The organism is Pseudomonas sp. 13B_2.1_Bac1, from assembly GCF_025466155.1.
Classification (GTDB): Bacteria; Pseudomonadota; Gammaproteobacteria; order Pseudomonadales; family Pseudomonadaceae; genus Aquipseudomonas; species Aquipseudomonas aylmerensis.
Genome location: NZ_JANLOH010000089.1, coordinates 318,653 through 331,573, shown reverse-complemented (window position 1 = coordinate 331,573; position 12,921 = coordinate 318,653). Strand labels below are relative to the sequence as shown.

The following is a 12,921-nucleotide window of genomic DNA, read 5'->3' as shown; positions in this document are numbered from 1 at the left end:
TGGTCTAGAGTTCGACAATGAGCGGCCATCCCAAAAAGGCCGCCACTACCGTCGATCAGCAGGTGAATCATGGAATTGCGAATCAACCAGAAGACCTATCAGGTCGATGCCGACGCGGACACCCCCTTGCTGTGGGTGATTCGCGATGACCTGGGGCTGACCGGCACCAAGTACGGCTGCGGCCTGGCGCAATGCGGCGCCTGTTCGGTGCTGGTGGACGGCAATGTCGTGCGCAGCTGCGTCACGCCGGTGGCTGGGGTGGTAGGCCGTGAGGTCACCACTATCGAGGCGATCGAAGACGACGAAGTGGGCAAGCGCGTGGTTGCCACCTGGGTCGAGTATCAGGTCGCGCAATGCGGTTATTGCCAGTCCGGGCAGGTGGTGGCAGCCACCGCACTGCTCAAGCACACCCCCGCCCCCAGCGATGCGCAGATCGAAGCGGCGATGATCAACCTGTGCCGCTGCGGCACCTACAACGCGATCCACAGCGCCATGCAGGCGCTGGCCAAGCCGGAGAGCGCCTGATGAATACGCGCAATAAAATGCTCGAGCTGCCGCTGGGCGAGCCGGTCAACCTGTCGCGTCGGCACTTTCTGGTGGGCACGGCAGTGGGTGCGCTGGTGATCGGCTTTGGCCTGCCGCTGGGCTCGGCCAGGGTGCAAGCGGCCACGGCGGCCGAGCGCGGCACCCAAGTGCCGGCCTTTTTAGAGATTCGTCCGGACGGCAGCGTGCGCCTGCTCAGCCCCTTCATGGAAGGCGGCCAAGGCACCCACACCGCGATGGCGCAGATTGTTGGCGAAGAACTCGACGCCGACCCCGCCACCTTTATCGTCGAAGCCGCCCCGCCTGGCGAAGCCTATGTGGTGATGGAAAACGGCATGCGCATCACCGGCGGCAGTATGTCGGTGCGCATGAGCTACCCGACCATGCGCCGTCTTGGCGCCCTCGCCCGCGCCATGCTGCTGCAGGCCGGCGCCCAGCAGTTGGGTGTGCCGGTGGCCGAACTGACCACCCAACCCGGCCGCGTGGTGCACAGCGCGTCCGGGCGCTCACTGGGCTACGGCGAGCTGGCCGGCCGCGCGCTGGACATGCCGGTGCCCGACCCCGCCAGCATCACCCTGCGCGATCCGAGCCAGTTCCGCTGGATCGGCAAGCCGGTGAAACGCCTGGATGCCTACGACAAATCCACCGGCAAGGCGCAGTACAGCATCGATTTGAAGGTCGACGGCATGCTTCACGCCGCCGTGCAGCACGCGCCGCGCCTGGGCATGACCGTCGGCAGCCTGCGCAACCAGGCGCAGGTCGAAGGCATGAAAGGCGTGCACTCCGTCCACACGCTGCCCGGCGCGGTGGCAGTGGTGGCCGAACGTTGGTGGCACGCCAAGCGCGCAGTCGAGGCGATCCAGGTCGATTGGCAGGAAGCTGCCGCCGATTCGAACCTGCGCGTGATGCCGGCGGATTTTTCCAGCGACAAGCACCGTGACTTTCTCGCCACGCAGCAGGGCCCGTCGCGCGATGACGAGAACGAAGGCGACGTGGCCGCAGCACTCGCCAATAGCAAGACCCGCATCGAGGCCACCTACCACAACCAGTACGTCAACCATGCCCAGCTGGAGCCGCCGTCCGCCCTGGCGCGCTTCAACGCCGATGGTTCACTGGAGGTCTGGCTGCCCAACCAGGCGCCGGATATGTTTCGCGCCGACATCGCCAAGCGCACCGGCCTCGACCTTGCGCAGATCACCCTGCACTCGCCGCTGCTGGGCGGGTTTTTCGGCCGGCATTTCCTGTATGAATCGGCCAACCCTTACCCGCAGGCCATCACTTTGGCCAAGGCAGTCGGTCGGCCGGTCAAGCTGATCTGGAGCCGCGAGGAGGAATTCCTGCGCGATGTGTTGCGCCCGGTCGCGGTGGTCAAGTTCCGCGCGGCGCTGGATGACCAAGGCCTGCCGCTGGCGCTCGAGGCGGTAAGCGCCACCGAGGGCCCCACCGAAGGCCTGGCCGGCAAACAGGGCGACAAGATCGACCCTACCGCGTTGGAAGGGCTGTCGGGCAAGGCCTATGCGATTCCCAACAAGCGCATCGCGCAGATCTACGTGAAAGGCCCGGTGATGCTGGGCTATTGGCGTTCGGTGGGCAATTCGCTGAACGACTTTTTCTATGAAGCATTCCTCGATGAACTGGCGGACAAGGGCGGACACGACCCGTACGAATTACGCCTGCACCTGCTGCGTGACAACCCGCGGCTGACGACGTTGCTGCAGGCGGTGGGCGAGCTGTCCGGTGGCTGGAAGCGCGGGCCCTACACCGCCGAAGACGGCACCCGGCGCGCGCGTGGCGTGGCCATGGCCTCGCCGTTCGGCTCGCATGCGGCGGTGGTCGCCGAGGTATCGATCGATCAGGGCCAGGTCAAGGTGCATCACATCTGGGAAGCCATCGACCCCGGCAGCATCGTCAACCCGGCGATCATCGAGGCGCAAGTCAATGGCGCGGTGGCCCTGGGCTTGTCGCAGACCCTGCTGGAGGAAGCGGTGTACGTGGACGGCAAGCCAAGGGCGCGCAACTACGACCTGTACCCGATCCTGCCGCCTTCGCGGATGGCGCAGGTGCATGTACGGATTGTCGAGAGCGGCGAAAAGATGGGCGGTATCGGTGAACCCCCGTTGCCGGCAGTAGCGCCAGCCGTGGCCAATGCGGTCGCACATTTGACTGGCCAGCGCATCCGCAGCCTGCCCTTGAGCCGCTATACCTTCAGCTGACCGACAAGGACCGCGCATGAACAACCCTCGCTTCGCAAGAACCGCAGGCTGGCTGTTGCTGGCCTGCCTGGTCGCAGCCGGCGTGCTGGCCTGGTACGTCACCCGCCAGCCCGCGACGCCCTTCGCACAGGAGTCGACCGCCAGCGCCGACCCTGCGCTGGTCAGCCGCGGCGAGTACGTCGCGCGCCTCAGCGACTGCGTGGCCTGCCACAGCCTGGCGGGCAAGGCGCCTTTCTCCGGCGGCCTGGAAATGGCCACGCCGCTGGGCAACATCCACGCCACCAACATCACGCCTGACCGTGACGCCGGCATCGGCACCTACAGCCTGGCCGACTTCGACCGCGCGGTGCGCCACGGCGTGGCGCCGGGTGGCAAGCGCCTGTACCCGGCCATGCCCTACCCTTCGTATGCCAAGCTCAGTGACGATGACATCCGCGCGCTGTATGCGTTTTTCATGCACGGCGTGCAACCGGACAAACAGGCGAATATCCCCAGCGACATCCCCTGGCCGCTCAACCTGCGCTGGCCCATCGCGTTGTGGAATGGCGTGTTCGCTCCCACCGCGCCTTATGCGGCCAAGCCCAATCAAGATGCGGTGTGGAACCGTGGCGCCTACATCGTCCAGGGCCCGGGCCATTGCGGCAGTTGCCACACGCCACGCGGCCTGGCTTTCAACGAGAAGGCCCTGGACGAGTCCGGCGCGCCGTACCTCGCCGGTGGCCTGCTCGATGGCTGGTACGCCCCGAGCCTGCGCCAGGATCACAACACCGGCCTGGGCCGCTGGAGCGAGGCGCACATCGTGCAATTCCTCAAGACCGGGCGCAATCAGCATGCGGTGGTCTACGGCTCGATGACCGAAGCCTTCAACAACTCCACGCAGTTCATGGCAGACGACGACCTGGCCGCCATCGCCCGGTATCTCAAGTCACTGCCCGGCGACCCGCAGCGCGACGGCCCCCCGTGGCAATACGTGGCTGCCGATACCCGCCAGGACATTCCCGGCGCCCACATCTACGCGACCCGCTGCGCCGCCTGTCATGGCTCGGACGGCAAAGGCCAGCCCGAGTGGATGCCGCCGTTGGCCGGCGCCACCTCCGCCCTCGCCAAGGAAAATGCCTCGGCGATCAACATCACCCTCAACGGCTCGCAACGCATCGTCGCCGCCGGCGTACCGGATGCCTACCGCATGCCGGCCTTCCGTGAGCAATTGTCCGATACACAAATCGCTGAGGTGCTGACGTATGTGCGCAGCACGTGGGGCAACCACGCTGACGCAGTCGACGCCAAGGCCGTCGGCAAACTGCGCGGGCATACCGATCCGGCCAGTGCCAGTCCGATAATTTTGCAAATGCGCTGAAAAGACGGCCCCCCTCCCCCCTCCCTGGCGTGGTCACCGAAGTGAGCGCGCCAGGAACCCAATCGCCAGGTGAACAGTAGCTGTCTTGAACGGGCTCAGCGCACGTTGACACTTCCTTGCGTTCGCCTGCTCCCGTTCGCCTCGTCTGACACACAAATCAGAATCCTTTTACGCAACGTACTCGCCATTGCGCACAGAAACAGGCGGGCAACCTCGGCAAGATCGAGCCCCACCTCACCGCGCAGAACATGGTAACCATTGCGGTTATCAATGGCTGACCATCTTCCTGACTGACGGTTTCTCCCTTGGCTTTTTTATACATATAAAGTATGCATAATGAGAACGTTCAGGATTCAATTTGATGAAGCGAAAAATATCGCCAATCAGCAAAAACACAAAGGCATCAGCCTGGCCGACGCAGAACCCGTGTTCTACGACGGAGCGGCCCTGACGATACAAGACCACGATCATGACGAAGAACGCTGGGTGACCATCGGCACTGACGCGAAAGGACGCATTTTGGTAGTTGCTTATACCTACCGCGACCCACATTTCGTGCGCATTATCAGCGCCAGGCTTGCCTCAAGAAATGAACGGCGCCAGTACCTGGAGGCTTGAACCATGAAAGACGAATACGATTTCACCAACGGTAAGCGCGGTGCTGTCGCCAGCAACAAGGGCAAGACCCGCATCACCATAATGCTTGACGATGCAGTGATCGACGCTGCCCGTGAGCGTGCGCAAAGCGCCGGCACGGGCTATCAAACCGTAATCAACAACCTGTTGCGCCAGGCGTTGGTTTCACAGGAAGCACACAACCTGGCGCCTGCCCCGAAGAAGCGGGCCAAACCCCTGCAAGTCCTCAATAGCGGTATCAGCCTGTCTGAGGTTGAAGCCCTGGAACAACAACTCATCGCGGTCGCCGGAGAATTGAATCGGGTGCTGGGCACCTCCAGATCGGCCAAATCCAAAGCAACGCTGTAAGTTGATTCACCCTGCCTAGGCTTGTGTCAGGCACCGGTCGCTGGCTGACGGCGAGGCCAGCCCACGTTAGAGGGGATGGGCTTCAGGACGAAAACACCTGCGGACGCCGTCGTGCCGGCGGCGCAAAGCTGAGCGGTTGCTGGCGGGCCAGTTGCGCCTGGACGTGCGCGACCGCGTCGAGCACGCGCTGTGCCCACTGCTCGTCCTGCGGGTCGACCACTACCACGCGAAAGCCGTGGTCATGGCCTTCACTGCGCACGCCTTCGGAATCGTCGACATGCAGGTCGATGTCAAAGGCCGGTGGAAATTTGGAGGGCGCGTTCGACAGCCCGCGCACGCTGAGCGCACGGTTGTGCAGCACGCTGTTGACCACGCCGTCGACACGGATGCCGTACAGCAACAGCCAACGCCGGATGTAGGACGGGGTCCGCCCGGACGAGGTATAGACCCAGATGCTGCAGCCCTGGCGGCGCAGTTCACGGGTCAGTGAGCGAGTCCCCACGCGCAGCGGTTCGCCCAGCCAACGGTGGACACACGCCGGCAGCCGGCTGTGTTCGACCGCACTGTGGTGAAGCTGGCAGGCCAGCGTGTCGTCGATGTCGAACGAAATGCGGATACGCGGGCGATTGAACAGACGCCGAACGCTGTCGAGCACTGGATACCCCCCCATCACAGGCCTCCCCGAGCAGCAGGCACGGGTGTGTCGCCCAGGAAGAACTCCCTGGGATCCGGGGCCTGATCTTCCAGGAATGCCGCGTATTTTTTCTTGATCTTGGGCAATTCGTACAGGGCCTTGACGCCATGCTTGGCGGAGTTACGGATGACCGAGGACGGGTTGAAATAGCCCTCGGCGTTTTCCAGCGTGAGCACGAACGGCGGCAGTCCCGCGCGCATCAGCAGGTAGCTGACAATCAGCGAGCCACTGCGGTTATTGCCCTCGATGAACAATTGCGGCTTGCTGAGAATGCGCACGTAGACACCGGCTGCGCGCTTCCAGACCGACTCGCTGCGGTACGCGCAATACCAGTTGTACAAGTCCTTGATGCCACCCTCGACATTGTTGAAAAAGTGCTGCTCGGTCGCCACCAGGTGCTGGGCGTACTCCAGCCGGCGCACCGGGTCCTTGCCGCAGAGCACGGTGGCATTGATCTCCAGCATCAGGTTGAGTTGCTGCAGGTCAAACAGGTCGACGCCGCGAGCGACATAGTCATCAATCAGGGCATAGCCTTCCAGCACATTTTCCAGCACCTCGTCCGTGAACGGATCGCGCGGCTCGGTAAAGTGGCGACTGAGCTCGGCAAAGCGGCTCTGTACTTTACGCAGAGCGCGTTCGATCGCGGGCAAATCAAGACGACGTGTTGCAGACATTGGCAATCCTGGCAAACGGTGGAAAGGTCGATCAGCTGAACTTGCCGCTGATGTAGTCCTCGGTCATTTTCTCGCGGGGGCTGCCGAAAATCTGGGTGGTCGGGCCCATCTCTACCAGGTAGCCAGTACGCGTGCCCTGGGAAATATCCACCGAGAAGAACGCAGTGGTGTCAGCCACACGGATGGCCTGCTGCATGTTGTGGGTCACCAGCGCGATGGTGTAGTCCTTTTTCAACTCGACCATCAACTCTTCAACCCGGCGCGTGGCGATCGGGTCGAGCGCCGAACACGGCTCGTCGAGCAACAGCACTTCCGGCTCGGTGGCGATGGCGCGGGCGATACACAGCCGTTGCTGCTGGCCGCCGGAAAGCGACAGGCCACTGACCTTGAGCTTGTCCTTGACCTCATCCCACAGCGCGGCGCCCTGCAGCGCATGCTTGACGCGATCGCCGAGGTCGCCCTTGTAGCGGTTGAGGCGCAGGCCAAACGCGACGTTGTCGAAGATGCTCATCGAAAACGGGTTCGGCTGCTGAAACACCATGCCGATATAGCGGCGCACGACCACCGGGTCCACGCCTTTGCCATACACGTCCTGCCCGAGGAAATGCACGTGCCCCTCGAAGCGGAAACCTTTGACCAGGTCATTCATCCGATTGAGGCTGCGCAGCACGGTACTCTTGCCGCAACCGGAAGGCCCGATGAAGCCGGTGATCTTGTTTTTCTCGATGGGTACGTGGCTGTCGCGCACGGCCATGAAGTTGCCGTAGAAAATCTTGTCGAGCTTGCAGTCCATGACCACAGGCGCCTGGGTGGTAAACGGAGCGGCTATTTGCGCAGTTGATACGTTCAAAATTCAGATGCTCCCTTGTTCAGTACTTGGGCTTGCCGAAAATGCGGCTGACAATGTTCACGACCAGCACGATCATCACCAACACCAGCGAAGCCGCCCATGCGAGTTCGAGCTGATTGTCGAAGGGCATGCCGGAGAAGTTGTAAATCAGTACGGCCAGCGATGCCGTCGGGTTCATCACCGCGAGGCTGCCGTCGTGGTAGATCCAGTAGTTGCTGAACAACGCGGTAAACAGCAATGGCGCGGTTTCGCCCGCAGCACGTGCCACGGCCAGCATCACGCCGGTGAGAATCGCCGGCATGCCGGTCGGCAAGATGATTTTCCAGATGACCTGCGAACGCGTGCAGCCCATGCCGTAGGCGGCGTCCTTCATGATCTTGGGCACCATGCGCATCGACTCTTCAGCCGTCAGCACGACGATCGGCAGCATCAACACCGCCAGGGCAACGCCGCCGGCCGGTGCCGAGTAGGTGCCGGTGGTCATCACCACCAGGGCGTAGGCGAACACGCCGGCCAGAATGGACGGCAGCCCGGTGAGCATCTTGGCGGCAAAGCGCGCGGCGTTTGCCAGCTTGCTGTCGGGCCCCAGTTCAGCGAGGAAGACGGCGGCCATGATGCCGACCGGCACGGCAATGGCGGCGGCAATGCCGACCATCACAAAGGTGCCGGCCATGGCGTTGCCGAAGCCGCCGCCAGTCTCGAAACCGGTAGGCGGCAATTCGGTGAACACTTCCAGGCTCAGCCGGGCCCCGCCGCGCGTGATCAGCATGTACAGCACGGAAATCAGCGGCACGCTGGCGATCAGCGCACCCGTCCACACCAACGTGGTCAGCACCAGGCTGCGCAGGGCGCGCCCTTCGAACTTGCGCTGCAGGCTGGGCATGGCGCCGGCTGGCGAGGTCAAGCTGCTGGCAGGCGAAGTGAGGTCAGTCATTATTTGTTCCCCCGCTGGGCGTAGAGCATGATCATGGAGCCGAGGATGTTCACCAGCAGCGTGATGAACATCAGCACCAGCGCGGCGTACATCAACACCTCGATTTCGTTGGGACCGGCTTCGGGGAAGTTCAGCGCCAACAGCGCGGCCAGGGTGTTGGCCGGCGCAAACAGCGAGAGCGAAATGTTGTTCGCATTGCCCACCAGCATCGCCAGCGCCATGGTTTCACCCAGCGCGCGACCCAGGCCGAGGACCAGCGAGCCGAAAATGCCAGTCGCCGCCGAAGGCACCATCACCTTGAGAATCGCTTCCCAGTGGGTGGTGCCCATGCCGTAGGCGGCCTGCTTGGTTTTCATCGGCACGCCAGTGAGCGCGTCCTGCGACACTGCCGCAATCGTCGGCAGAATCATGATGGCCAGTACCAGCGCGGCGGGAAGCAACCCGGGCCCGCTCAGGGACGTGCCGAAAAAAGGAATCCAGCCCAGTTCGCTGTTCAGCCAGGCGGTGAGTGGCCGAATCGCCGGGATCACCACGTAGATCCCCCACAGGCCATAGACCACGCTGGGGATGGCCGCGAGCAGCTCGACAATGGTGCGAAACACCGCTGCCAGCTTCGCCGGCAGGAAATCCTGGGTCAGGAAAATGGCCATGCTGACACCGAAGAAACCGGCGATCAGCAAAGCAATCAGGGCGCTGTACAGCGTGCCCCAAATGGCCGGCAGAATGCCGTACTTGCCTTGGTTAACGTCCCAGACACTGCCGAAAAGCACATCGAAACCGTGCTTTTCCATGCCCGGAAGGGCCTTGCGTCCCACCTCGAATACCAAGGCGAAGACCAACGCCAGAATCAGCACCACCCCAATTCGCGCAAGGGCACGGAAGGTGCGGTCAACCAGGAAATCCTTCGTGGAAGGCGGCTGGCAGGCAGAATCCGGGTTAACCGGTACGACAAAAGGTGTGTTCATTGGCTAATTCCGGAACAGGGGGGAAACTCCCTCGGCGCGGCTCGACGCACACACCGAGAGAGACCACACGGGTGTTACTGGATGTTGGCGGAAGCCTTGCGAACCTGATCGACAACCGATTGCGGCAGCGGGATGTAGCCCATCGAATCAGCGATCTTCTGCCCTTCGGTCAGGCTGTACTCGACCATTTCACGCATGGCCTTGGCCTTGGCCGGGTTGCCGTTGTCCTTGCGGAAGATCATCCAGGTGTAGGAAGTGATCGGGTAGGACTTGGCGCCGTCCGGGTCCGGCAGCCAGGCCACCAGGCTTTCCGGCATTTTCACCGCGGCCAGGGCCTCGGCACCGCTTTCGGCGTTTGGCACGACGTAATGGCCGGCCTTGTTCTGCAACTGGGCGAAGTCAACCTTGGCCAGTTTGGCGAAGCCGTACTCGATGTAGCCGATGGCGCCCGGGGTCTGGCGTACAGTGGCGGTCACACCATCGTTCTTCGGCGACTTGATGAATTTGTCGCTGGCTGGCCAGTTGACGGTGTTGCCTTCACCCAGGTCCTTCTGGAACTGCGGGTTGATCGCCGCCAAGTGCTTGGTGAAGACGGCGGTGGTACCGCTGGAATCAGCACGCACGACCACGGTGATTGGCGTGTCGGTGAGTTTCAGGTCCGGGTTGGCGGCGACGATCTGTGGGTCGTTCCACTTGGTGATCTTGCCCAGGAAGATGTTGGAATAAACCTCGCGTGGCAGCTTCAGGCCCTTGGGGTTGCCCGGCAGGTTGTAGGCCAGCACGATTTCGCCCGCCGTCATCGGCAGCAACTGCACGCCTTCGGCGACCTTGGCGATGTCTTCGTCTTTCATCGCCGAGTCACTGGCGGCGAAATCGACGGTTTTATTCAGGAAGTCCTGCACACCTGCGCCGCTGCCCTTGGATTGATAATCCACGGTGACACCCGCGCTTTTCTTGCTGAAATCCTTGAACCAGGTGAGGTAGATCGGTGCAGGGAAGCTGGCGCCTGAACCGGTCAGACGGACGTTCTCGGCAGCAAATACCGAGGTGGCCCCCAGCGAAACCGCAACGGCGAGTGCAGCAGACTTCATCAGACGTTTCATTCAGGAGAATCCTTGTAATTACGGGCTCCCGAACTGTGCAGCAGAGTTGTTACGTTTTTATGAAAGTTGAATGGCAAACCACGCGCTTGTCCCCATTTACCGTCTCAATGTGACCTTTAGCGGTCATTGGTTCGTAACAAAATGCGACTAGGACGCTTCGCGCGTCGCGCTGAAAAAGTAGCCAGCCCCCGAAAAGCCGGCTTTACTTCTCGCAAAGCCCCCTCTCCCCCTGATTGAACCCTCTGGCGGGCGCGCGGGTCTTAGCGGCTTGGTTGCTCCCTCTCACACATCGATGGAAACAGCAGTGAAAGACCTGACTCGTGAAGAGCTGGAGGCGCAAGTCCTGCGCCTGCGTGCCCTGCTGACAGAGGCGGGCGTCGACCCCATGTCGGGCGCGCGTAGCGAAGATGTACCGCCGTATTCCTTCGAAGACACCCAGGCACGCTATCGCCAGGCGCTGCTCGACATGTCGAACATGCGCTCCGCGCACGTCGCATTGCGCCAGAGCGAAGAGCGATTTCGCACCATCCTGGAGACGGTCGAGTCGGCGTTTGCCATCGTCAAGGTCAAGTTCGATGCCGATGATCGGCCGATCGACTACCGGTTTGTCGAGGCCAACCCGGCGTTCGAGCGCCAGGCCGGGGTCGACCTGCGCGGCAAGTGGGTAACCGAGTTCGCCCCCGACCTGGAAAGTTTCTGGTTCGAGACCTACGGGCACGTGGCCAAGACCGGCGAGCCAGCCACTTTCGAAAGCTACGCTGAAGCGTTCAAGCGCTGGTTCGACGTGCGCGCGGTGCGTGTCGGCGACCCGGCCGACCGGCAGATCGCGATTATCTTCAGTGACGTCACCGAGCGGCGCAACGCGCAGGAGCGCCTGCGCATCAGCGAAGCAGTGGCACGGCAAAACGTCGAGCGCGTGCAACTGGCGCTGGCCGCCGGTGCGATCATCGGCACCTGGCATTGGGACCTGCCCAGCGACCGCTTCACCATCGACGACGCGTTTGCCCGCGCCTTTGGCGTGGACCCGGCCCTGGGCCATGAAGGCCTGAGCCTGGCGCAGGTGATCACCTCGGTGCACCCGGAAGACCGCGACGGGCTGACCACCGCCATCAATGCCGCGATTGCCCGTGGCGGCGCCTACGCGCACCAGTACCGCGTGCTTCGCGCCGACGGCAAATACTATTGGATCGAGGCCAACGGCCGGGTCGAACTTGCCGAAGATGGCACGCCCTTGACCTTGCCGGGCGTGGTCATCGACGTCGAGGGCCGGCGCTCCGTGGAGGCCGAGCGCGACCGCGCGACTGCCGCACTGCGCGCCCTCAACGAAACCCTTGAGCAACGCGTGGCCGAGCGCACCGTCGAGCTGATCCAGGCCGAGGAAAAACTGCGCCAGTCGCAGAAAATGGAAGCCGTGGGCCAACTGACCGGCGGCCTCGCCCATGACTTCAACAACTTGCTGGCGGGGATCTCCGGCGCGCTTGAACTGACGGTGCTGCGCATCGCGCAGGGTCGCTGGGCGGAAGTCGACAAGTACATCACCACCGCCCAGGGTGCGGCCAAGCGCGCGGCGGCGCTGACCCACCGTCTGCTCGCCTTCTCGCGCCGCCAGACCCTGGACCCACGGCCCACCGATGTGAACCTGCTGATGGACGACATGGGCGAGCTGATCCAGCGCACCGTGGGTCCCAGCATCAGCGTGGAAACCCTCGGCGCCAGTGGCGTATGGCCGACGCTGGTGGATGCCAGCCAGCTGGAAAACGCCCTGCTCAACCTGTGCATCAACGCCCGCGACGCCATGCCCGATGGCGGGCGCATCAGCATCGAGACCGCCAATGTGCGGGTGGACGCTGCCACTGCCAGCGCCCAAGACCTGAGCGCAGGGGAATACCTGACGCTGACGGTCACCGACACCGGTACCGGCATGACGCCCGATGTCATGGCCAAGGCGTTCGACCCGTTCTTCACCACCAAACCCATCGGCCAGGGCACGGGCCTCGGGCTGTCGATGATCTATGGGTTCGCCAAACAGTCCGGCGGGCAGGCGCGCATTGCCTCCGAGGTCGGGCGCGGCACCGCCATCAGCCTTTACCTGCCACGTTATTATGGACAGACCATTGAGCCCACGCCCGAGCAGGACAGTACCAGTGCCGCGCCGGCGGAGTACGGCGAGACCATCCTGATCGTCGACGATGAACCCAGTGTGCGCACGCTGTTGATGGATGTACTCGGCGGCCTCGACTACAGCCTGATCGAAGCGAGTGACAGCATTACCGGGCTCAAGATCCTGCGCTCCGACGTGCACATCGACCTGCTCATCACCGACGTCGGCCTGCCCGGCGGCATGAACGGACGCCAGATGGCCGACGCCGGCCGCGAAGTGCGGCCCGCGCTGAAAACCCTGTTCATCACCGGCTACGCCGAAGGCGCCATCATTGGCGACACGCAGTTGGGGCCTGGCATGCAGATACTGACCAAGCCGTTTGCGCTGGACACGTTGACGGCGCGGGTGCGGGAGTTGATCGAGTCGTGAGCGTCAGGCGATGTCGCCGGCCCCCTGGTTACTGTGGCCGACGGCAGCACATCCCCCCGCTGCACACGCGGGAG

12 protein-coding genes are annotated in these 12,921 nt (G+C 63.1%); 6 read left to right on the top strand and 6 right to left on the bottom strand.

Features of this window, described 5'->3' with window-relative positions; translation table 11 throughout:
• Nucleotides 1–69: 69 nt before the first annotated feature.
• From NTD80_RS21815 to NTD80_RS21795, 5 genes are all read left to right on the top strand, one after another.
• Nucleotides 70–525 (top strand): (2Fe-2S)-binding protein, encoded by a 456-nt coding sequence (locus NTD80_RS21815; protein WP_065905649.1) that lies wholly within the window; start codon nucleotides 70–72, stop codon nucleotides 523–525.
• A complete protein-coding gene (locus tag NTD80_RS21810) occupies nucleotides 525–2,756 on the top strand; it encodes a xanthine dehydrogenase family protein molybdopterin-binding subunit (RefSeq protein ID WP_262134984.1) in 2,232 nt (743 codons plus the stop codon). Before NTD80_RS21815 ends, NTD80_RS21810 begins: the two co-directional genes overlap by 1 nt.
• A gap of 16 nt (nucleotides 2,757–2,772) precedes the next feature.
• The gene (locus tag NTD80_RS21805) at nucleotides 2,773–4,113 is read left to right on the top strand and encodes a c-type cytochrome (protein ID WP_262134983.1); all 1,341 of its coding nucleotides are present in this window, start codon (nucleotides 2,773–2,775) and stop codon (nucleotides 4,111–4,113) included.
• A 336-nt stretch (nucleotides 4,114–4,449) separates the two neighbouring features.
• Nucleotides 4,450–4,731 (top strand): BrnT family toxin, encoded by a 282-nt coding sequence (locus NTD80_RS21800; protein ID WP_262134982.1) that lies wholly within the window; start codon nucleotides 4,450–4,452, stop codon nucleotides 4,729–4,731.
• Nucleotides 4,732–4,734: 3 nt separating this feature from the next.
• The gene (locus NTD80_RS21795) at nucleotides 4,735–5,097 is read left to right on the top strand and encodes a BrnA antitoxin family protein (RefSeq protein WP_213552309.1); all 363 of its coding nucleotides are present in this window, start codon (nucleotides 4,735–4,737) and stop codon (nucleotides 5,095–5,097) included.
• An 82-nt stretch (nucleotides 5,098–5,179) separates the two neighbouring features.
• On the opposite strand, the gene NTD80_RS21790 is transcribed toward NTD80_RS21795, so the two are convergent.
• The 6 genes from NTD80_RS21790 to pstS all read right to left on the bottom strand — a co-directional run bounded on the left by NTD80_RS21790 (nucleotide 5,180) and on the right by pstS (nucleotide 10,317).
• Nucleotides 5,180–5,767 carry a hypothetical protein gene (locus NTD80_RS21790; RefSeq protein ID WP_213552307.1) on the bottom strand — a complete coding sequence of 196 codons (588 nt, stop codon included), beginning with the start codon at nucleotides 5,765–5,767 and terminating at the stop codon, nucleotides 5,180–5,182.
• On the bottom strand, nucleotides 5,767–6,465 hold the full coding sequence (locus NTD80_RS21785) for a hypothetical protein (protein WP_262134981.1): 699 nt from the start codon (nucleotides 6,463–6,465) through the stop codon (nucleotides 5,767–5,769). The genes NTD80_RS21790 and NTD80_RS21785 overlap by 1 nt, the downstream gene beginning before the upstream one ends.
• Nucleotides 6,466–6,496: 31 nt before the next feature.
• On the bottom strand, nucleotides 6,497–7,258 hold the full coding sequence (gene pstB / locus NTD80_RS21780) for a phosphate ABC transporter ATP-binding protein PstB (protein WP_065905635.1): 762 nt from the start codon (nucleotides 7,256–7,258) through the stop codon (nucleotides 6,497–6,499).
• Nucleotides 7,259–7,334: 76 nt separating this feature from the next.
• Nucleotides 7,335–8,249, bottom strand: a complete 915-nt coding sequence (pstA, locus tag NTD80_RS21775; RefSeq protein WP_106804463.1) for a phosphate ABC transporter permease PstA — start codon at nucleotides 8,247–8,249, stop codon at nucleotides 7,335–7,337.
• Nucleotides 8,249–9,214: a phosphate ABC transporter permease subunit PstC gene (gene pstC, locus NTD80_RS21770; protein WP_065905630.1), complete on the bottom strand. Its 966-nt coding sequence runs from the start codon at nucleotides 9,212–9,214 to the stop codon at nucleotides 8,249–8,251. Before pstC ends, pstA begins: the two co-directional genes overlap by 1 nt.
• A gap of 74 nt (nucleotides 9,215–9,288) precedes the next feature.
• Nucleotides 9,289–10,317: a phosphate ABC transporter substrate-binding protein PstS gene (gene pstS, locus NTD80_RS21765; RefSeq protein ID WP_065905629.1), complete on the bottom strand. Its 1,029-nt coding sequence runs from the start codon at nucleotides 10,315–10,317 to the stop codon at nucleotides 9,289–9,291.
• A 304-nt stretch (nucleotides 10,318–10,621) separates the two neighbouring features.
• Between pstS and NTD80_RS21760 the strand changes: the two genes are divergently transcribed.
• Nucleotides 10,622–12,847 (top strand): ATP-binding protein, encoded by a 2,226-nt coding sequence (locus tag NTD80_RS21760; RefSeq protein WP_410017424.1) that lies wholly within the window; start codon nucleotides 10,622–10,624, stop codon nucleotides 12,845–12,847.
• The last annotated feature ends 74 nt before the right edge of the window (nucleotides 12,848–12,921 follow it).